Annotated in this window: 23 protein-coding genes; 2 read left to right on the forward strand and 21 right to left on the reverse strand. The window is 70.5% G+C overall.

The window, feature by feature from the left end:
• Positions 1-4: 4 nt before the first annotated feature.
• Both ACLBYG_RS20655 and ACLBYG_RS20660 read right to left on the reverse strand, forming a co-directional pair.
• Positions 5-238, reverse strand: coding sequence for a hypothetical protein (locus ACLBYG_RS20655; RefSeq protein WP_447682646.1), 234 nt, complete (start codon positions 236-238; stop codon positions 5-7).
• Complete coding sequence (locus ACLBYG_RS20660) at positions 238-633, reverse strand: septal ring lytic transglycosylase RlpA family protein (RefSeq protein ID WP_447682647.1); 396 nt, start codon at positions 631-633, stop codon at positions 238-240. The genes ACLBYG_RS20655 and ACLBYG_RS20660 overlap by 1 nt, the downstream gene beginning before the upstream one ends.
• A 107-nt stretch (positions 634-740) precedes the next feature.
• Here ACLBYG_RS20660 and ACLBYG_RS20665 point away from each other — a divergent pair, with 107 nt between their 5' ends.
• On the forward strand, positions 741-908 hold the full coding sequence (locus ACLBYG_RS20665; RefSeq protein ID WP_447682648.1) for a hypothetical protein: 168 nt from the start codon (positions 741-743) through the stop codon (positions 906-908).
• 66 nt (positions 909-974) lie between these two features.
• On the opposite strand, the gene ACLBYG_RS20670 is transcribed toward ACLBYG_RS20665, so the two are convergent.
• From ACLBYG_RS20670 to ACLBYG_RS20730, 13 genes are all read right to left on the reverse strand, one after another.
• Complete coding sequence (locus tag ACLBYG_RS20670) at positions 975-2,516, reverse strand: GDSL-type esterase/lipase family protein (RefSeq protein WP_447682649.1); 1,542 nt, start codon at positions 2,514-2,516, stop codon at positions 975-977.
• A gap of 2 nt (positions 2,517-2,518) precedes the next feature.
• Entirely contained in the window at positions 2,519-3,004 is a 486-nt protein-coding gene (locus ACLBYG_RS20675) for a hypothetical protein (RefSeq protein ID WP_447682650.1), read from the reverse strand.
• A 64-nt stretch (positions 3,005-3,068) separates the two neighbouring features.
• Complete coding sequence (locus ACLBYG_RS20680; protein ID WP_447682651.1) at positions 3,069-3,464, reverse strand: phage tail fiber protein; 396 nt, start codon at positions 3,462-3,464, stop codon at positions 3,069-3,071.
• Between the two features lie 37 nt (positions 3,465-3,501).
• The gene (locus ACLBYG_RS20685) at positions 3,502-4,785 is read right to left on the reverse strand and encodes a hypothetical protein (protein ID WP_447682652.1); all 1,284 of its coding nucleotides are present in this window, start codon (positions 4,783-4,785) and stop codon (positions 3,502-3,504) included.
• A 63-nt stretch (positions 4,786-4,848) separates the two neighbouring features.
• The gene (locus tag ACLBYG_RS20690; protein ID WP_447682653.1) at positions 4,849-5,229 is read right to left on the reverse strand and encodes a hypothetical protein; all 381 of its coding nucleotides are present in this window, start codon (positions 5,227-5,229) and stop codon (positions 4,849-4,851) included.
• Positions 5,230-5,236: 7 nt separating this feature from the next.
• Positions 5,237-7,267 (reverse strand): hypothetical protein, encoded by a 2,031-nt coding sequence (locus ACLBYG_RS20695; RefSeq protein ID WP_447682654.1) that lies wholly within the window; start codon positions 7,265-7,267, stop codon positions 5,237-5,239.
• Positions 7,268-7,271: 4 nt separating this feature from the next.
• Complete coding sequence (locus ACLBYG_RS20700; protein WP_447682655.1) at positions 7,272-7,943, reverse strand: hypothetical protein; 672 nt, start codon at positions 7,941-7,943, stop codon at positions 7,272-7,274.
• A gap of 76 nt (positions 7,944-8,019) precedes the next feature.
• A complete protein-coding gene (locus ACLBYG_RS20705) occupies positions 8,020-8,625 on the reverse strand; it encodes a hypothetical protein (protein ID WP_447682656.1) in 606 nt (201 codons plus the stop codon).
• The gene (locus ACLBYG_RS20710; RefSeq protein ID WP_447682657.1) at positions 8,622-9,626 is read right to left on the reverse strand and encodes a hypothetical protein; all 1,005 of its coding nucleotides are present in this window, start codon (positions 9,624-9,626) and stop codon (positions 8,622-8,624) included. Before ACLBYG_RS20710 ends, ACLBYG_RS20705 begins: the two co-directional genes overlap by 4 nt.
• An 80-nt stretch (positions 9,627-9,706) precedes the next feature.
• On the reverse strand, positions 9,707-10,417 hold the full coding sequence (locus tag ACLBYG_RS20715) for a YmfQ family protein (protein WP_447682658.1): 711 nt from the start codon (positions 10,415-10,417) through the stop codon (positions 9,707-9,709).
• The gene (locus ACLBYG_RS20720; protein ID WP_447682659.1) at positions 10,414-11,487 is read right to left on the reverse strand and encodes a baseplate J/gp47 family protein; all 1,074 of its coding nucleotides are present in this window, start codon (positions 11,485-11,487) and stop codon (positions 10,414-10,416) included. Before ACLBYG_RS20720 ends, ACLBYG_RS20715 begins: the two co-directional genes overlap by 4 nt.
• A gap of 66 nt (positions 11,488-11,553) precedes the next feature.
• The gene (locus ACLBYG_RS20725) at positions 11,554-12,078 is read right to left on the reverse strand and encodes a phage GP46 family protein (RefSeq protein WP_447682660.1); all 525 of its coding nucleotides are present in this window, start codon (positions 12,076-12,078) and stop codon (positions 11,554-11,556) included.
• Positions 12,079-12,088: 10 nt separating this feature from the next.
• The gene (locus ACLBYG_RS20730; RefSeq protein WP_447682661.1) at positions 12,089-13,168 is read right to left on the reverse strand and encodes a phage baseplate assembly protein domain-containing protein; all 1,080 of its coding nucleotides are present in this window, start codon (positions 13,166-13,168) and stop codon (positions 12,089-12,091) included.
• 581 nt (positions 13,169-13,749) lie between these two features.
• On the opposite strand from ACLBYG_RS20730, the gene ACLBYG_RS20735 reads away from it, so the two are divergent.
• Complete coding sequence (locus ACLBYG_RS20735; protein WP_447682662.1) at positions 13,750-14,124, forward strand: hypothetical protein; 375 nt, start codon at positions 13,750-13,752, stop codon at positions 14,122-14,124.
• 39 nt (positions 14,125-14,163) lie between these two features.
• Here the strand turns inward: ACLBYG_RS20735 and ACLBYG_RS20740 are convergent, their stop codons facing one another.
• The 6 genes from ACLBYG_RS20740 to ACLBYG_RS20765 all read right to left on the reverse strand — a co-directional run bounded on the left by ACLBYG_RS20740 (position 14,164) and on the right by ACLBYG_RS20765 (position 19,812).
• Positions 14,164-15,294 carry a phage baseplate assembly protein gene (locus tag ACLBYG_RS20740; protein ID WP_447682663.1) on the reverse strand — a complete coding sequence of 377 codons (1,131 nt, stop codon included), beginning with the start codon at positions 15,292-15,294 and terminating at the stop codon, positions 14,164-14,166.
• A 4-nt stretch (positions 15,295-15,298) separates the two neighbouring features.
• Positions 15,299-17,584 (reverse strand): hypothetical protein, encoded by a 2,286-nt coding sequence (locus ACLBYG_RS20745; protein ID WP_447682664.1) that lies wholly within the window; start codon positions 17,582-17,584, stop codon positions 15,299-15,301.
• A 331-nt stretch (positions 17,585-17,915) separates the two neighbouring features.
• On the reverse strand, positions 17,916-18,254 hold the full coding sequence (locus tag ACLBYG_RS20750) for a phage tail assembly protein (RefSeq protein WP_447682665.1): 339 nt from the start codon (positions 18,252-18,254) through the stop codon (positions 17,916-17,918).
• Between the two features lie 14 nt (positions 18,255-18,268).
• The gene (locus ACLBYG_RS20755) at positions 18,269-18,943 is read right to left on the reverse strand and encodes a hypothetical protein (protein WP_447682666.1); all 675 of its coding nucleotides are present in this window, start codon (positions 18,941-18,943) and stop codon (positions 18,269-18,271) included.
• A 6-nt stretch (positions 18,944-18,949) separates the two neighbouring features.
• Positions 18,950-19,426 (reverse strand): DNA circularization N-terminal domain-containing protein, encoded by a 477-nt coding sequence (locus ACLBYG_RS20760; protein WP_447682667.1) that lies wholly within the window; start codon positions 19,424-19,426, stop codon positions 18,950-18,952.
• Between the two features lie 26 nt (positions 19,427-19,452).
• A complete protein-coding gene (locus ACLBYG_RS20765) occupies positions 19,453-19,812 on the reverse strand; it encodes a phage tail tube protein (protein ID WP_447682668.1) in 360 nt (119 codons plus the stop codon).
• Between the last annotated feature and the right edge of the window lie 66 nt (positions 19,813-19,878).

Here is a 19,878-nt window from a genome sequence, read left to right on the forward strand (position 1 = left end):
GTCCTCAGAACGGAATCGAGAGGCGCAGGCGCAGCGGCGCGAGCTCGTCGAGCTCGAGGGTGCGCAGGCGGCCGGCGTCGTGGATGAGCAGGCCATTCGGCGCGATCGGCGCCGCGGCCAGGAGGCTAGCGGCGCTCGGCCGGCCCGGCAGGTGCGGGATGCGCGAGCGGGCGGCGGCCGCGGCCGGCGCGCCGACCACCAGGACGGCGGCGATCGCCGCCAGGATCCGAGCCCGCATCAGCGCGCGTCCGCGACGCGCCGCCCGGGCGACACGATCTCGACCCGCACCCGGGCGAGGCCGCACGCGCCGAGCGCCCGGCAGGAGCCGGTCGACAGGTCGATCAGGCGGCCGAGCCTCCGATGCGGCCCGCGATCGTTCACACGAACGACGATGCTCCGGCCGGTCGCGAGGTGCGTCACCCGGAGCCGCGTGTTGAACGGGACGTCCCAGATCGCCGCCGTCAGCCCCATCGGCTTGAACCGCTCGCCGTTGGCAGTCAGCCCCTTCGGGTTGATGCGGAAGATCTCGCGGCCGTAGGTCGACGCGATGCCGTCCATGGCCCAGACGTGGCCGGGCACGAGCAGCAGCGCGCAGGCGATCGCCGCCCGCAGCGCGAGGCGCTGGAGGATCATGGTGGTCTCCGATGGATCGAAAGGGGTAGGCGGCGGGCGTCCGATCGACCGCTAGAAGCGAACTGTCAGGCCGTGGGCCACGCGATGCCGTTCACCGGGAGACGGCGATGGCGGGATGGATGGCGCGTCAGTGGGAGCTGCTGCGCGAGCTGATGGCGGTTGCCCTGTTCGTGGTCGGCCTCGGTGCCACCGCGGCGTGGATCGTGTTCGGCACGTGGTTCGCCGCGACCGGGCTCGCCCGCGCGCTCCTGTACATCATCGCCTGGCTTCGCTGAGGACGGAGAGCGGCGGGCCGCCACCGTTCCCGAAGATTTCGGGAACGGTCGGGGCTCAGACGTCGGCTACGCGTTCCAGGCGACGGCGCCCGTCGGCGGCGTGTAGACGAAGGCCTGATCGCCGAAGTTGGCCGTCACCGCCGGCAGCTCGGCGTTGCTCTTCATCGTGGCGCCAACGAACAACGCTCCGGTGCCGACGAGGCTCGCGACGTTCTGCGGCGTAGCCCAGGCACTGGCGTTCCGCTTGACCGAGAACGTCTTGGCTCCGAAGTCCAAGAGCAGGCAGATCACGTCTCCGGCCGCCCAGGTGCCGAAATTCGTGTTGAAGGTCGGGCCGATCATCGTCGTACCGCTCGACCACACGCCGGTCGAGTTTCCCGACTGGCCCATATAGTTGGTGAGCGCTTCGGTCGCGTTGGCGAACCCGAGGATCAGGCCGTCCGACGATGAGACGTTGACCGTGAACTCGACGTAGCGCACGCCCGAGCTCTTCGACGTGTCCGAGCGGATCGACGCCCAAGTGCCGCCCGCCGTCGAGGCGCGATCGACGCGGGTCGCCGAGGTCCTGGTCACGGCGGCGTTCTTGTCGCTGGCGTTCCACTGGACCGTGGCCCCGGACGCGGCCGCCGTGACGGTCAGGGCACCGGTGAGCGCCGGGCCCGCCCCGATCGCGCCGGCGAGCGCGCCCGCGGCGACGGTCGAGGTCAGCGCACCGGTGAGTTTGCTGACCCCGCTGACCGCGCCGCCGAGCGCCCTGGTGGAGGAGGCGGAGGGCAGCGCCATCGCGGTCTGCGCGAACTGGGCGAGGACCGCGGCGCCGGCCTTCGCCGGATGCAGGCTGTCCTGGTAGTAGACCGTGCTCGACGTGTCCTGCATCTGCGAGGCGGTCGCCCAGTCGATGAGGCCGTCCGCGAACGAGGCGTAGTTGTTGCGCAGCCACGTGTTGTAGTTCGTGCGCTGGGTTTCGGCCGAGCTCCCCCACCCGGCATAGCCCGTCTCGGGCAGGATGGTGCAGACCCAGGCCGTGTAACCGGCCGACTTCGCCTTGCCGATGACGCTCTGGATGTAGGTCTGGAGATCGGTGGCGAGCGCGCCCGCGCGGAGGTCGTTGCAGCCGCCCATCTGCACGTAGGTGTTCAGGCTCGCCGCGCTATAGCGGCCCGCGTTGCCCGAGGTCGCCCAGTCCGCGTCGATCGCCTGCAGCTTCTTGCCGTCGACGCCGTCGTTGTAGAACGGCAGGCCCGCGAGCGCGGCGAGCTGCGCGAGCCAGTTGTCGGTGGTCGGCGCGGGCAGCCCGTAGCCGCGGGTGATGCTGTCGCCGCTGCCCAGGATCCCGGTGACGGTCTTGGCCATGCCCGGAACCGTGAAAAGCGGGGTCTGCCCGGTGAGGCTCCAGGCGAAATAGACCTTGTCGCCGCCGGCCAGCGCCGCCGAGAAGGTGTAGCTCGCCACGCCGAGCGCCGAGACGGTGGCGGCGCCGGCGGCCGACCCGTTCTTGTAGGCGGTCGCGGTCGAGCCGGCGGGCACGAGGCCGGTGATCGTGGTCTGCCCGGCAACCGCCGCGGCGGTCGCCGACGCGATGCCGGCGAAGGCGCGCTTGAGCGGCATGCTCAGTACTCCCGCGCGTAGAAGGCTTGGCCGGTCGTGGCGCCGATGATCGAGACCGCACCGGTGCCGACGTGCTGCACGGAGGTTTCGTAGAAGTCACCCGCCGCGATCTTGAGGCTGTTCTGATCGGCGGTCGCGGTTCCGAGGCCGTTCACGTACAGGTCGCCGCTCGACTGGTTCTGGACCACGAAGCCGCGCCGGCTCGCGTTGGCCGCCATGAGCTGCTGCGCGGTGCCGCCGGCCGCGATCGTGCCGCTGTGGCTGGTGGCCGTGCCGCGCACGACCGTATCGACCGGCAGCGGCACGCCGCCGGCTGCGCCCTGAACCGTGACGGCGCGGGTGCCGGCGGTCCCGACGGCGGTCTCGACGCTCGTGTCCAGCACGACCGGCAGCGAGCCGGCCGGCGCGTCCTGACCGCAGGCCGGCAGGGTGTTGATCGCCGAGCCCGAGGCATCGGACTGGACGGTGATGCTGGTCTGGCCGGCCATGGGTCAGTCTCTCGGGGGTTCGGCGATCAAGCGGGGCTCGGGCGGGCTGTCGGCGGGCGGCCGATCACGCGCCCCAGGTCAGCGCACCTGCGGCGAAGGAGACGGCGGCGCCGGACGAGATCGCGCCGGCGCCGGAGCCGAGCGCGTTGGAGCCGAGCATGTTGCCGCCGGTCGCTGCGTCGAAGACCGCGAAGTGCGTGACGCTCGCGACCGCGTTGGCCGCATTGCCGAAGCTGACCGCGCTGCCGTTGGTCATGCTCTTGCCCGAGGGGGCGCCGTACGTGCCCGCGACGCGGCCGGCCGCGCGCACGCTGGTGGTCACCTCGGTGCCGCCGGTGCCGGCGTCGGTCGGGTCGCCGTTGAACAGGGCGAAGTAGAGGGTGGTCGGAGCCGTCGGCATGGCGGTGCCGCGCAGCCAGTTGAGGAACGCCTGGGCGGCATAAGTCGAATTGCCGGACATGGTCGTGGTCTCCTGAGGGGGATCGGGTCGAAGGGGATCAGGCGGCGAGCGCGGCCATCAGGCGGCCCTTGCGCGCGTTCACGAGGCCGGGCGCGACCGTCAGCGCGCCGCGCGGGCCCAGCGGCGCCGGGATGGCGCCGGCGAGGGCGGTCGCGGCGAGGACGGTCAGCGCACCGGCCGGGCCGGCCGCGGCGGGCAGCGCGCCGGCCATCGCCACGGCGACGGACAGGGCGCCCGCGAGCGCGCCCGAGCCAGGCACCACGCCCGTGAGCGCGGCGCCCATGCTCAGGGCGCCGGTGGGCCCGCCGCCGCCCTGCAGGCCGCCCGCGAGCGGTATCGCGACCGCAAGCGCCCCGCCGGGTCCGCCGCCGCCCTGCAGAGCACCCACGAGCGGGATCGCCACGGTCAGGGCGCCGGGGGCGAGCCCGTCGGCACCGAGCGCGCCTGCGAGCGCGCGGGCGAGCCCGAGCGAGCCGACGGGGCCTGCGCCCGCCGCGATCGCACCTGCCAACGCCGCCGGGGCGACGACGCCGAGGGCGCCGGTCGGGGCGCCTCCCGCCGCCACCGCGCCAGCCAGCGCGGCGACGCCGGCGTTGACGATCGTGAGCCCACCGGCTGGACCGCCGAGCCCGGGGAGCGACCCAGCCAGCGCCGCGGCGGCGATCCGACTGAGATTGCCGCCGATGAGACCGCCTCCCGGGATCGCCCCAGAGAGCGCCACGACGGTCGCGCCGCCGCCGTCCAGCACCACCCAGACGAGGGCGCCGTTCACGACGCGCATGCCGAAGGTCTTGCCCTCGTCGGCGATCGGGTCGAAGGCCGGGAGCGGGAAGCCCGGCCCCTGAGGCCCCATCACCAGCGCGGTCCCGGAGACCGGCAGGAGCTGCGGGACAGGTGCCAGCACCGCCTGGAAGCTGCCCCGCGCCGCCGCGACCGCCGGAGAGTCCGTGCCCGGCACGACGACGATGCTGGTCCGGCCAAGCGTCTCCGGATCGCGGGTCGAGCCCGCTACGGTCCGCTTCACGTCGGCAAACAGGGTGACGAGGCCCGGCAGGCCGTTGGCTGCCGTGGCGAGCCAGTCGCCGCGCATCGCCCGCGTGATAGTGAGCACGAGGCGGTCGGAGAGACCGTTGGCGTCGACGCTCCAGTCGATCTGGCGCGCGCCGTAGCCCGGGACCAGTACGGTGCTGTCGAGCGCCACCACGATGCCGCCGAAGCGCTCGGCGACCGTCGCGGTGAGGTGTGCACCGGCCAGGTTTACCGCGGGCTTGAGCGGCACGACGACCTGCCAGCCCGCGGTGTCGATGACCGTGGCGGCCATGGATGGAGACCTCGTTCGGGCGGGATGTCTGGGCGGAGGCGGCGCGCGCCGGCCGTCCGCAGGTCAGGCTGCGGCGGCGGCCCGGCCCTGGAGCTCGACGAGCTTCTCAAGCGCATCGAATTTGGCCTGGAGCGCCGTAACCTGATCGGCGCTGGCCATACGCTCGTCGGCCAAGGTCTTCTGCAAGGTCGCGATCGTCGCCTGCAGGCTCGTCACCTGCGCCAGAGCGTCAGCGTTGATGGCCGCGAAGATCGTCGGCAGCGGGAACCCCGCTGCCGCGGCCTGCTCGGGCGTCATCGGATCGCTCAAGGCGGCCGGGATCGGTTTGTTGAAGTCGTCCATGCCGCCGGTGGCCATCAGGCGGATGTGCCAGTCGGCCGGTTGATCGCTTCCCTCCGGCCGACCGCGCCAGCAGAACTCCTCGATGTGGATCGCGCGTGCCATGGGGCCCTCAGGCTGAGACGGTGATGTTGGTGCCGGCGATGCGCCACGCTGAACCGCTGTCTGTGACGAGGCAGCCGGTTCCGGAGCCCGCCGCCTCGAGCGCGCCGCCGGACTGGAGGGCGCGGCCGTTGGTAGCGAAAGCGAGCCGCCCGGCCACGCCCGCCGTCGGCAGGGTCGCGACCGTGTAGGTCCCGACCTTGACGGGGCCCGAGAACGTGCCGGCGGCCGAGAACACGTTGAGCCATTGCGAGCTGGACAGCCCGCAGTTCCGGTTCGTCGTCGACGGGTAGATGCCGTTGGCGTCGACCGTGACTTGCTGCTGACCTGCGGTGGCCAGGAAGATCGTGACTTGAGCCTGAAGCTGAAAGTAGCTCCCGGAACTCTGGTAGATCGTGCGCGATCCGCCCGACAGGTTGAGGTCGCCGTTGATCGCGGCCCCGTATCCGGCGACCGGCGCCATGCCGAGGCCGACCCGGCCCGAGGTGTCCCACTGCAGGCCGAGGATACCGCCGGCGACGAGGAAACCTGCGCCCGAGCCGTCGGCGGCGAGGCCGAGGCCGGTGTTCTGCCATGCACCCCAGCTGTACGTCGGCTGGGTGAGCGTGGAGCTGCTGTCGCCGTAGATCCGGCGCGGGTAGCCGATCAGGCCCGTGTAGGTCCAGAACTGGAACCCGGACCCGAGAGCCGGCAGCGGCTCGCCGTCGGAGGTCGAGTACGGGACCGCGAAGTTGCCGCCCGAGCCCCACTGGCCGATGAAGCCGCCGATGACGTGGCCGCCGGCGAAGTTGTTCTCGCACGGGAAGAATCCGTCGCTCGACGCGATGCCGCGCACGCCGCCGGCGCCGGCATCGAAACCGCCCCCGCCGATGAACGGGAAGCACAGCGGAAGGCCGTTGTTGTCGATCCGGTCGACGACGATGCCGGCGCATCCCGTCGCGCCCGGGATCTCCGCCTTGATCCGCATCTCGTTGCGCGAGAAGCCCTGGTAGAAGTAGGCCGGGTTCGCCTTGGCGACGGTCGCCTCGCACGCGCGCAGGACCACGCCCTCGGCGGTCCGGTTCGCCGGCTGCGTCGCGGTGATCCGGCCGGTGCACTCCATGAAGCCCTGGGTCAGGCCGCTGAAGGTCGGGCCGTTGATCGTGCGCAGCACCGCCCCGTTGACGGTGTAGCCCTGCGCTTCGATCTCCAGGTGCGAGCGGAAGGGGTGGATGATGTCGACGCCTGTGGCGGCCAGCCCGGCGGCGTTCACCGAGGCGCGCACGTCGATGCCGGGGATCGGGCCGTTGACCCGGATCATCGGTCCCGTGCCGTAGGCGCCGACCGCGACGAACTCCGTCCCGCCGGGGCCACCGAGCTCGCCCGCACCCGGGGTCGAGCACCCACCGACCGGCCGGATCGTCCAGGCCGCGGTGGTGGCGACAGAGTTCGTCGTACCGTCGCCGAGGTTCCAGGCCGGCGCGTTGATGTTGGCCGGATCGGGCGTCAGCGCGATCTTGCCCGTCGGCGTGTACAGCACGCGCCCGGTCGAGAGGTACGTCGAGGCGAGCGCGAGGCCGATCCGGTTGAGCGCACCCTGCGCGGGCGTGAGGATGCCCGGCGCGACGCCGAACCAGCCGGCGAACATAACCGGTGCGCCGAGATCGAGCTGGTACCACGCCCCCGAAGCGTCCTGGATCGCCATCGGCCCGGTGGAGCTGCCGGCGACGTAGACGGCGCCCGCGCCGTAATCCCCGACGTTGGTGAAGCCCGACACCCGGAACGCGGAGACGAGCATCACCCGGTTCGGGATCTGCGCGCGGGTCGGCCCGAACGCTTGCAGGGGCGCCGCACCGATGTCGCCGAGGGACAGGGCGGACTTCGAAGCGCCGTTGATCGAGCGCACGAGGCCGTCCGCGCCCTTCAGGGACGCGATGAAATCGCCGATCGAACCGGTGTTGCCGAGCGCGAGCCACGCCGCGTATGCGCTCTGGCCGGACAAGCCCGCCGGGCCGCCGACCGGGATGATCGCGCCGGCGAGCGACGAGCCTCGGATCGCCATGCTCTCAGGCTCCCTGTCCGATCAGTGCGGGGACGGCGGTGTGGTGGATGAGGCCGTAGAAGGCCGGGACCTTGAGACCGGTCACTGGGTCGGTCGCGACGATCGCGTAGGGGTAGCCGTCGGGCTTGGGCGGCAGCTGCGCCATGACGGCTTGGGGCACCTGCATGGCGACCGTGCCGCCCGCGCCGCCGGTGACGATCGTTGGCAGCGTGCCAGTGCTCGTCGCCCGCAGCGCGATCGACAGGTCGCCGACGGACGCGCGCGCATCGAGATCGAAGCGCAGGCCGGTGATGTCGACCGCCACCGGGAGGACCGAGACCGCGAAGCTGTCGCCGACGGCGAAGGGCGTTGCACCCTGCGCCACCGTGAGCGTGATGCCGGCCGCGTAGAGGGGCGCCCCGACCACACCCTGACCGGTCACGAGCCCGGCCGGGTCCGTGACGGCGAGGTACGTGAGGCCGCCCGCGATCGCCGTGACGGTGACCGTGTGGGCTCCGTAGGACGTTCCGGCCGCGACCCCGCCGACCGCGAGGGCGCCGGTGCCGAGGTTGGCCGCCCCGGCCACCGTCCCGCCCGGGCCTGGCGTGCCGATCATCGGCAGGCCGTCGAGCCAGTCGGTCAGCTGCGTCGTGTCGAAATCGACCCGCTGCGGCTGGATCAGGGCGAGGTTCGACACGCGCTCACCTCAGGGCGACGGGCATGAAAATGCCGCCCGGAGGCGGCGCGGGGCGGACAGGTCGTGGAGGGCCGGATCAGGCCAGCGTCGGCCAGACGATCGCCGCGGCGGCGGCCGACGCCGACGCCGCGTCGGCCGCCTCATCAATCGCGGCCTTGGCCCGGAGGCGCACACCCCGGATGGCGGCGCCCGCCTTCTGGTAGGCGTCGTAGGCGGCGAGCACCGCCCGGGCCTCGCCGGGAATGTCGGTGGTCGCCTTGCCCGTCTGGGGGTCGAGATCGAAGCCGAGCGAGGCCGCGAGCATCGGGAACGCCGCCGGGTCGAAGGTGGCGGACGCGTTGGCCTTCATCGCCGCGTCGACCTGGACTGCCTCGGCGTAGGCCTCCTGGTACTCCATTGCCTGGCCGGAGCCGGGCGTGATCAGCGTCAGGCGCAGCGCCTCGGCCTCGGCGTCGACCTGCGCCTTGAGGCTGCTCTTCACCCCCTGGAGGCGGGAGGTCACCGCAGCCGCGTAGCCGCTCGGCGTGCCGTCCGTGTCGCGGGCGAGATCGTCGGATAGCAGGAAGGAAGGCTGCTGGCCTTCCTCCACCGGCTGCAGCTCGACGAAGCCGCCGCCTTTTTGCGCATGAAGGAGGTCGCTCAAGACGAGCGCGTCGTAGGGGCCGGTGAGGAGAGCAGTCATGACGTCAGGATGACCTCATCGATGTCGAGGGTGCTGGTGCTGACCGGAAGGCGACCCGAGTCATCCGTGTTGGTCGGGCCGAAGGTCCCCGCCCACGCGGCCGTGTCGTAGCGGCCGAAGCCGACGGAGACCGACGTGTTCCCCGCCGGCAGCCCATCGAAGAAGACCTTGATGCGGTTGAGAGCCTGCGACCCCGGATAGGAGTTCACCATCGGCATCCGGAAGATCTGCCCGCCGACGTTGAGGTATACGATCGACGGACCGTTGCCCTGACCGGGCGCCGTCGATGATCGGAAGTCGAAGCCCAGATCGAGGCGGAGGCGACTATTCGCGCTACGCTTCGGATGCGTGAAGGCATCCCAGGCGCTCTGCTGCACGTCCGTACCTTGGCCGGACATCACGCGCCGGTTCGTGTTGACGTACTGCTTGAGGCCGAAGGGTGCGCCGGCCGCCTGGACGATCGTCAGGCTCTGCGACGGGGAAATTCCCTCGCTGGCGACCGAGCCGACCATCCGGAAGGCCGCACCGTCCCAGCGGATCTCGAAGTCCTGATTGACCGGAAGGTCGCCGGCGGCGAGCGCATTACCTCCCTTGGTCAGGAGCGGTGCCTGGACGACGGCGTTGGCGCCGGTCAGGCAGGTGATCGCGACCGTGACGCCGGTGGTGTTGGTGGCGGTGACGTAGCCGGTGAAGCGCACGCCGCGCAGGAGGCTCGCGAAGGCGACGTTGTTCGCGAGCACCGCCGTGAGCGCGTTGGCCGTGCCGGTGAACTGCCCGAGGTACAGGCCGCGGGCGATCGCCTGGACCAACTGCGTCAGGTCCGAGCCGTTGCGGGCCTGGCCCGAGGCGTCGATCGCCGCGAGGATCTCGGCCTCCGTGTCGACGAACAGCGCCTGGCCCGGGTAGGAGCCCTCGACGCCGGTCGACGGCACGCCGTCCTTCCAGGGCAGCTGTCCGGCATCCTCGGCGCCGTTGCTGTTGAGCGGGAAGTGCTTGCGCAAGACGATGCCTCCGGTGGGAGCCGGTTGAGGGCCGCGCGGGCGGCCGGATCAGAGGTGCTGGTGGTCGGCGCGGGCGCGCGTCAGCTCGCGATCAGGCGCAGGAGCGGATCGCCGCCGAAGGTCGAGGTGCCGAAGGAGAAGCGCTGCTGGCGCACCGTCGGGGCCGGCGCGCCGTAGTTGAAGAACAGCAGGGTGTGCGCGGGCTTGAGGCGCCCGAAGATGCACTCCAGGTCCTCGGCCCGGCGGATCGACAGGAGCGGGTCGCGCCCGAACGAGGAGACGCCGAACTGGAAGCGCGTCAGGCGCGCGCCGGAGACTGTGACCGACCAGCAGTACCGGAAGCCGGGCGGGTTCATCCGGCCGTGGCTGCCACCGAACGAGGACAGCCCGAACTGGAAAGGCACGTATTCCTTGATCGTGATCGCGTAGCCGAGCGAGGCCGCGACGCCGATGAAGAAGGCGCGGCTCTGGCCGCCCTGCATGGCGATCTTCTGCGCGAGGCGCTGACGGCGCTCGGGCAGCGTCTGGACCACCGGCACGCACGGATCCGGCAGGCCGTAGGCCCGCTCCCAGTCCGCGAGCAGCTCCAGGGTAAAGCGCGGGTCGGTCTCGATCTCCAGGAGGTCGGCCGCGCGTGGGTCGACCACGGCGCCCCAGATCTCGGCCTGGCCGCGCACAAGCTGCATCAGGGTCGAGGCCGGATCGCGCGACCACGCCTCACCGGTCGGCAGGAGCCGCGCGAACGCCTCCGCGTAGTCCTCGCCGTCGCGGCGGATGAAGGCGTCGCTCATGTGAACGCGATCCCGCCGCCGAACTGCTGCCGGAGCGAGGCGATCGAGCCGGCGTTGGCCATCGCGAAGTCCCCGGTGGCGAGGTCGAAGGTCGCGTCACCCACGGCCTCGGTGATCGCGTCCGAGATCCAGCAGGCGAAGATCGTCTGCCCGGGCGCGGCCTTCTCCAGGAGCATCGCCTGGAGGCCGGCCGCGATCGCCAGCCGCGTCGAGGGCGTGTCGTTCGACAGGTTGAGGATCCGCGGGATGATCCCCTGCGGGAGCGCGGCGACCACGAACAGGTCCGCGACCGTCACGGGCCGGACCGTGTCGAGGTAGGCCTTGGCCATCGCGCAGTCGTCGAGGGTCGGCAGGCCGTCGTTCGAGGCCCGCAGCACGTCGCAGGCGAAGCGCACCGTGACCGTGCCGATGCCCATCTCCATGGGCGCGACCCAGACGCGGGAGACGCCGGGCAGGGACAGGGTCCACTGCTCGTAATCGGTGGCGCACCCGCCCATCGGCGGGTTGCGGATCCGCAGCAGGATCCGAACGCGCAGGTCGTCGTCGCTCTCGGTGTCGGCGCCGCCGTCGATCAGGACGACGGTGGCCTGCGCGTTGACGCTGGAGACCGCGACCGTGAGCGAGAGCAGCGCGCCCGGGTCGCGGTTGCCGATCGCGCCGGCGGTCAGACAGGTGACGGCGACCGGTGTCGCGGCGGCCGAGAGGTAGACGTCGGCCGCGGTCTGGTACTGGACCCCGTCGGAGGTCGCGAGGATCGAACCGGCGGCGAGCTTCGTCCCCTGCGTGCCGGTGACCGAGATCGTGCCGGACGCGAAGGTCGCCGCCTTCCGGCCGCCGAACAGGATGCTGGCCCACCGGTCGAGCCAGCCCTTCTCCGCCATATCCGGCAGGAAGTTCTTGGCGAGCCACTGGAGGTACTTGAGGTTCAGGAACGCGCCGCCGGCGTTCATGTCCGAGAGCACGCGCAGCGCGCTGTTCGGCACGCTCGCGTCGGCGCCCTCCAGGAAGGCCGCCAGGTTGTCCCGGTTGGTCCGGCGGACCGTCGGCAGGTCCGGCAGGGCAAACGGCATGGGACATCCTCTCGCGCGCCGCGCGGATGCGGCGTTCGGCGGGTCGGCTCGGGTGGTGGCGGGTGGTCAGCCGGTCGGCGCAGAGACGACGACCCCGGCCCACAGGTCGGAGAAGCGCAGGTCGAGCAGCAGCTCGTCGCCGCGGTACATCACGATCCGCGCCTTGATCCGCTCGACGCCGGCGCGGACCACCGTGACGTCGAAGCGTGTCGCGATCTTCCGGTCGAGGAACGGCTGGAGCGCCTCGCGGATGTAGTCCTCGACCTGGACGGTGGTGGCGCCCTTGCGGGCTGCCGCCCCCGTGATCGTGGTCCGGGACAGGAGCCAGAGCTTCGAGCCGATCGGCCAGCCGTCCCAGATCTCGGCCGCGTCGACGTCGCCCCACCAGCCGCGGCGGTCGGTGTCGCGCGAGTCCGGCAGATCGTCGTCCGGTCCGGCGAGCGCGTCGGTCATCAGGGCGACGACGACGGCCGTGGCGAGCTCGTCCGAGGTGTCGAGCTGGCCCGCCGGCGTGAGCAGCAGGTCGAGGTCGACGGCCTGGAAGGGCTGGCCCGGGCCTGTGCCCTTCGGCGCGATCCGGACGTCCGTCATGGCGGGTCTCTCAGCCCGGGCCGCCGAAGCGCATCGACTTCGTCTGGCCCTGCACGAGCCGCTTTTGCGGCTCCAGGAAGTTCATGGCCGGCCCAGCCTGGTCGGCGAGCTGCTGGAGCCGGCCGCGCAGGTTGGCGATCTGGCCGATCACCGGGTTGGCGCCGGTCAGCTGCTCGATCTGGCCGGTTAGCTCCGCGGTCTTCGCGGCGACCGCCGCCTCGGGGCCGCCGCTCGCGTTCAGCGCCTCGAGCTCGTCGACGAGGTCGTCCACCATCCCGATCACCGGGTTGTTGGCGATCAGGCCGGCGATCTGCGCCTCGAGGCCGGCGATCAGGCCCTCGATCCCGCCCGACAGCAGGCTCGTCATGCCCATGAGCCGGCCGGGGTCCAGGAACGTCTTCAGGCCGCGCTGGAGGGCGTTCTGCAGGTAGCCGGTGAGCTTGCCCTCCGCGAGCGCCTTCATGGCGTCCAGACCCGCTGGAAGACCGCTGAGTGCCGTTGTGACCTTGGTGGCGAGGTTGAGGGCCTTGAGGCCCGGCACGAACTGCTCGGTGTTGTCGCGCAGCATCGACAACACGTTGTGCATGGCGTGGTGCGAGTCCTCGATCTGCGACAGGCGGGCCGCCATGCCCTTCAGCTGCTCGTTGAGCTCGAAATTGTCGGTGGCGGGCTTCACCGCCCGGCCCGAACCGTCGTCTCCGCCCGTGATCGTGACCTTCTTGCCGGTCTGGTTGATGCCGTCCCGGGTCAGGTGGTTGTGCTGGCCCTGATCGTCGTGGTGCGAGCTCTCGCCGGGCTTGAGGTTCTTCGGGCGGTGACGCCGGTCCGCGATCGCGATCACCACCGGATGGGAGCGAGAGCCGCCGAGGAATGCGACGAGCGCTTCCGCGGCCCCCTTGCTGTCCGGCGGCAGCGGTACGTGGGTGATCCCGTAGGGGTGCCAGTGCTCGATGCCGCTGAAGGCCTCGCCCAGGAGGGTCTTTACGTCGACCTCCTGCATCTTCGTGGCATCGCTCGCTTTGGTCAGCGTCCCACGGGAGAATGCCAGCATCGCCCCGCGGGCGGCCGCCGACAGGGTCTTGCGGATCATGCTGCGACCGGGCTTGTTGAGCGGGCCGGCGAACGCCCGAAAACGACAACGCCGGCACACTGGGAGGCAAACAGATGGACGGTGCGGATCTCACGCTCCGAGAGCGATACGTGGCGGCCAGTGGGTACGATCGATGATCGGCATTCACGTCCGCGCATCTGCGATACTCGCTGCAGCCGCGTTACTGATCGCTCCCGCTCAGGCTCGCGAGCCCTTTGAAGGGGTCTGGGCTCGCACGGACAAGGAATGCCGAGACGACGAGGGTCCCAACTCGCGGCTACTGATTGATCTCGGATCGAAGGGTGGCCCCCTCGCAGACCGCTATGAATGGCATTGCAAAATCCTCGACCGAGAACCAGCTGGCCGTTCCATTCGCGTAACGCTACGGTGTCACGAGTTCTGGGAAGATTACGAGAAGAACAAAGACGGCGAGCAGCGATCAGAAACATGGTCTGTTCGAAGCGCAACTCGCCTCCAGGTCGACGGAAAATCGTACGTTCGTTGTATCCGCTGAATTTTCGGAAGCCTTGACGATGCTCCGAGCTGCTGTTGAACGCCCCGATTGGGTTGATCATTCGAGGATGGCCTGGGCCACGCTATCCACTGCGCTAGCCGCCACTTTTCTATCGGCCAGCGTCGTGATCGCGTCGGACGACGCCGAGTTGGAGCAGGTAATTCGCTCCGCCTCACGCTTCGAAGCTATCGCGCGGGTCTGCCCCACGCTCATACCAACCGACGTGAGCCGCGCTCGTACCTACGGCAGTGTCTACATGAAGGCTGCAGAACGTTTCGCGAGCGATCGTGTGGCTGAGATGATGCCGACCGAGATCAAACGGCGGGTCGCGGAGGTCGAGATCACCGGCGAGCAGCGATGGTGCGAAGATCAGCGTCGCTATCTGCACGAGATGGGCGCCGGTGACGTGTTCCCTGTCGCTCGCCCCCGCACGCGCCGCTAGCGCTCGCTGTATCCTTCTACGGGCTCGGCGCCTCGCCCCTCAGGCCGACCCCGCCTGCGGTTGCGCCGGCGTGTAGGCACCGGACAGGATGTTCGGCGCAGCCCCGCGCGTCGCGTCGTTGCCCGGCAGGATGTTCAGGGCGTTCGGCAGGCAAAGCGAGAGGGTCGTCAGCGTCTGACCGGGCGCCGACTGCACGAAGTTGACCTGCCGGATCGCAAGATCGAGTGAGCCGTCCCGTGTCGGGAACAGCATGGGCGACTTGACCGTGCAGTGATCGGCGACGTCCCAGAGCTTGCCGTCGGGGCGCGTCCAGCCCGGCACGGTGATGATGGCCTCGACTTGGCGCGCGATGGTCTCTGCCATCTCCCGATCGGCACGCGCCTGCGCATCCTTCGTGTCGAGCGGCTCTTCCGCCAGCATGATGAGCTGGCGGTTGGCGCGCGTGCCCGAGTCGTTCGCGACGGCCGCGACCTGAGCGACCGCGGCGCCGTTCTTCTCGTCCGACCCGCGATCCTGGCCGCTCACTTGGAGCCGGCCGAACATCCCATCGCTGCGCAGCATTGCCGAAGCCGCGAGGATGTTCACCCCCTCCACGAAATCAGCGACCGAGCCGCCCTGGTTCTCCACCTGCGACATGACGAGGTTGCCGTCCTTGTCGTCGGTGAAGATCACCCCGCGCATTCGTCCGAGGCGCTCGATCGCCTCCCAGGCGGTCTCCCCATGGTGGGTGCGGAACGCCTTGATCGCCTTCTGAGCCTCGGCCGGTAGGCTCTTCGTCACGAGGTTGAGGCCGTGGGGCTTCAGCAGGCCGCGCACGATCGCGTCGAGCTTGTAGCCCTTGTACTCCCGCGGATCGGCCGAGCTGTCGACGATATCGCAGACCTTCGATCGGCCCTGGACGAGGACCTGATGTTGGTTCGCGTCGTAGCCGGCGTTGCGGATCTCGATGAACCCGTCGATTACCTGGATACCGGCGAGGAAGATCTGGGCCCGGTCGTTCGGCTTGAGTTTGATCAGCTTCTTGGCATTGGTGCCTGAGCTGGGCTCTGCACAGCTGAACACGAACTCGCTGGTCGGCGAGCCGTAGGTCCGCGTGACGCTGACCGTGGTCCAGTTGTCGTAGAGGTCGCCGCCCGCGGCGATGCGGGCGACGAGCTTCGGGTTGGGCATCGGATCACGCTTCCGCGGCGGACATGGTCGAGCCGCGGTTGAGCTTGACCGATTGGACCACGCCTTCGCCTTTGAAGTCGGCGCGGGTGCCGGCCGGGAAGCCCTTCAGGCTGATCTCGCCGAGGATGCGACCGTTCTGGCCGTCCGCGCCCTTGCCCGCTCCGCCGACCACGCCCGCCTCCCGCGCGCGCTTAAGCATGCCGCCGGGCGCCTTGCGGCGCTCGTCGTTCGGGTCGGCGAGGATATCGGGGCGCCGCCCGTTGGCGCGCGCCTCCTCCCGCTTCTTGTCCTGCGCCTCGACGTAGGCGCGGTACCGCTCCGCCGCCTCGTGGGTGCTGAACTGAGTGTGGATGTGACCGCCCGTCGCGTGACCCGACGGATTGCGATACTCGTCCATCACCTTGAAGTCGCGGTCGGACAGGCCCGCCTCGCGGAGTCGCTGCCGGATGGCCTCGGCCGCCTCCACCGACCGCCGCGCATCGCGCAGCGTGATGTCGCCGGCCAAGCCCTTCGTGTGCTTCGATGCCGGGTTGGCCCGGTGATGAAAGCGATCGTTGAGCGCCGTAACGCGGTCGAGGCCGCCGGGTAGCTCGCCGTCCTGCAGGCGCTTCAGCAGCGTCGTCAGACCGGAAGCGGCGGCACCGCCGGCGGTCGCCTCGGCGCTCTTCAGGCGCAGGCCTGCGGTATCGCCCTCTGGGACATAGCCGGAGTCGCCCCAATTCGGACCAGCATCGCGATCGCCGCGATAGCCCATCCAGTTCCGCAGCCAGGACCGACCGTGCTTCTTCAGTCCCTCTGCGATCCATCGGACCTGGTCCGGGATCGTGCGCCGATCGCGCACGTCCAGGCCGGTTTCCTTCTCGAACTGGACGCCGAGGCCGCGGCGACGGTTGAGCTGGAACGGCCCCCAGGAGCTCTCGATCGCGTCATCCTTGCGATCGTAGGCTGCGTCCGGGTTGCTGCCGTTGTGCCTCTTCCCGCTCTCACCCGCCCTGATACCGTGCATCATGCGTGGGTCGATCCCGACCTGTTTGGCCACGTCCTCGACCAGCTTCGTCAGGCTGCCAGCCGAACTACCGGTCGGAGTACCGCCGCCCGGGCGGTCACCAGCGCCACCACCGTCATCGCCGCGATACCGCTTGAAGGGCTGAACACCGGCCCCGTAGGGGCTGCCCGGGCCGAACCCGCCGCCCCCGAAGCCACCGCCGAACCCGCCCCCGAACCCGCCGAACGACGCTCTCTGGATCAGGCCACCGAGCCCACCGGGGCTCGCGCCGTCGAAGCTGGCCCCCTGCCGCGTCGCACCGCCGTCGCGGATCTGCCGAAGCTCCTCGTTGAGCTTGCGCACCTCCTCGGTCAGCGTCTTGATCGCCCCCTCGTCCTTCACGGGGAAGCGGCGCTGCTCGTAACCCAGGTCCTCCCGAGCCTTGTTGAGCCGCGCCTCCGCGGCTGCGAGCCGGGCGGCGCGATCCTTCTCGGCCGGCGACTGCGCGCTCTGCCCGCGCATCTGCGCGTCGAGCTGCTCGTCGAGGTTGGTTGCGGGCTTCGAGGGCGGCGCGTTCTTGCGCTGCCCGATACCTAGATCGGTCGCTTCGTCGATCGTCTTGAGCGCATCGATCGGGTGGCCGTTGCGGAACTTCTCGTAGGCCTCCGCAAACTTGCCGAACGAGCCCGTCAGCTTGTCGACGGCGCCGGCCATCTCGCCCAACAGGGTCGGGCCCCATGTCCGCTTCATCGTCTCGACGGACGTGTCGAAGCGGTTCATGGCGTCGATTAGCGCCTTGGACTGCTTCTCCAGTTCGGGGTTCGGCTTGCCGATGCCCGAGGCCTGGACCTGCTTCCAGGCGTCCTGCAGCGCCTTCGGTCCGTCCGTGAACAGGCGGGTCAGGCCGCCCAGGCCGAGCGCGTCGGCCCAGCGCTTCTGCTCGATCGCGTCCGTCTGCTTGCTCAACCACCCGAGGGCGTGGCCGAGCGCTTCGGTGTTGTCCTTCGAGTTGCGCAGCTCCTTGGCGAGGTTCGGCGCCTTCTGGAGCATCTGCCCGTAGGCCTCACCGAGGCCGTGCCGGACATCGTACATCGTGTCGGCGAAACTGGTCGCCGCGCCTGTCACCGCCTCCGGGGCGATCTGGAAGCGCTTGCCGAGCTCCTGCAACTCCCGCAGCTGGCCGGCGGCGATCCCGGTCTCCCGGGAGAAGTGCCGCATCTCGACCTGCGTGCGCGCGAGATCGCGCATGCTGGCCGCCAACCCCGCGACCGAGGCGATGCCGGTGAGGCTGCCGAGGCCGAGCATACCGCCGATCCCGCCGGCGGTGTTGAGCTGCGCGCCGGTCTGGCGCAGCCGCGTGATCGTCCCCTCGATGTCGCTGAAGCGCTTGCGCAGGTCGTCCAGGCCCGGCACCCGGGCCGTGTTCGCCAGCTCGCCGCGCAGTTTCTCCAGGGGTTTCGAGAACTGATCGTCGACCGCCGCTACGATCCTGAGACGGTCGTCGGCCACGGCAATCCCTCAGGTCAGTCGTCCGACGCCTCGCGAGCTGCTTCCAGCTCATCCATGGTCTTGTCGAACAGGGCGAAGAGTTCGGGGATCGGCTTGTCCAGGAAGCCGCTCGGATCGCAGCGAAAAGTCAGACCGAGCTGGAGGGCGCAGCGGACGGCTTGGGGTCCGAACCCGGCACGAAAAAAGGGACGACCGCCCAGGCCGCAGCCACCCAGTCGGACGGCGGGAGTTTGCCCACGAAGGACGGGGGCTGCCCGGCCAGGCGGCCGATGAAGGCCGTCATGGCCGTCGGGTGGAACACCGGCTCGAAGTCCTTCCGCGCGAGGTTGATGGTCACCGGCATGTTGTCCAGCGCCATGAAGTCGGCGGCCACCGGCTCGCGCATCTCCAGGACCATGGTCACGTCGCCGTCGGGCAGCGTCCACGGCTTGCTCAGCGGGACGACGATGGGCTTGGCGTCGGACAAGGGATCGCTCCGGATCAGTTGGAGAGTGCGCGGCCCGAGGCCGGCATGAACAGGGGGTGGACCGTGTCGCGGTTCTCCGCGAGCACCTCGTCGGCGCGGCCCGCATCGCCGAACAGGCGGTTGGCGAGCGTCAGGAGCGGCATGCGCGTGCCGAAGCTGTAGGTGACGATCCGCGGCAGCGGGCGCGCCCGGGCGGTGAGATCGCGCACGACGTCGCCGTGCGAGGCGAGGAGCGCGCGCCACACCACGTTGTTGAACTGGGCGGCGGCGAAGTCTTGGGCCGGGATGAACGCCGCGTTGACCCGAGCCAGCGCCGCGTCGATGTCCTGGCGGCTCGTGAACGTCGTCGTCGCCAGGATCCGGGCGATCTCGGCGAGCGCGAGCCGGACCGCGGTCTGCGCGACGCGCTGCACCGGCAGGTCGGCCGCCGTGACGCTCTGCGCCTGCTGCCGGACCCGATCCATGCCCGCGAAGGTGGCGCCGGCCGTGGTCGCCGCCCGGAAGCACGCCAGCAACGGCACGGCGAACGTCCCGGCCTGGACCCGATCAACGGCGTCGGCCGAGAGCGCGCCGCACAGCTGCCGGAGCGTCGCCCCGTCCTGGCTCGAGGCGTCCACGCCGGAGGCGAGCAGCGCGTCGAGGACGGCCTTCAGCGCCGCGACGGCGACGCGGCGCTGGGCGAAGGTCATCCGGTCTTAGCTCCAGTCGTCGTCGGTGCCGGCCGACAGCACCGACGCGTCGGCGAGCTGCGCCGCGGAGGCGGTCGAGGCCGCCTGCGTGTCCTCGGGCCTCGCCTGCGAGGCCGCGCCGGACTGAGAGCGGACGAAGTTCATCTCGAAGCGGACGATGCCGCCCTCGTCCTTCGTCTCGATCCGTTGGTAGACCTCACACCGGAGGATCGCCTGGCCCATCGTGGGCAGGACGAGGAGCCCTCCGCCCTCCGTCTGGAGCGCGAGTTCCAGATCGTCGGCCTGCTCGAGGCAATCGAGGCCGATGACGTACCCCGAGACGCTCGCGCGCGAGACGCGCCGGCCGAGATCTTCGTCGACGCTCCGCTCGCTCTTGGCGAACTCGTAGGTGAAGCCCCGGCGCCCACCGATGCGGGTGTTCGCCTGGACCTTGAACGGCACGCCACGGAACGAGGCCGGCCGCTGCTCGTCGCGCCAGGACATCGTCGGCCCTCAGGTCAGCGCGTGGATCAGAGCTCGTCGCAGGACTGGCCGCCCCAGTTCACCGCGACCTTGCCGTCGCCGGTGCTGATCTCGTGGGCGGCCTCGGTCCAGGCGCCGGAGAGGACGTAGTTCCGGCCGTTGGCGAGTTCGGCCGTGACCGTCACGTCCTCCATCGCGTCGAGCTCGGCGATGCTGAGGCCGGCGGTGGTCGAGAGGTCCGCCTTGATGAACGGGACGCGCTGGGTCTCGATGTAGCCGTGGACGCCGTCCTGGCCGGCCACGCCCTCGCGCTTGATCCGCGAGGGCGAGACGATGAACGAGCCGCGCAGGTCGTACTGCTTGCCGCCCGCCTTCAGGTAGGCGGTGCCGCCGATCTTCTGACCCATGATGGGCTCTCCAAAGAAAAACCCGCCACCAGGGGCGGGTCATGTTGCCGAGAGGGTGGAGGGCCG

Source organism: Methylobacterium sp. D53M (genome assembly GCF_053345625.1).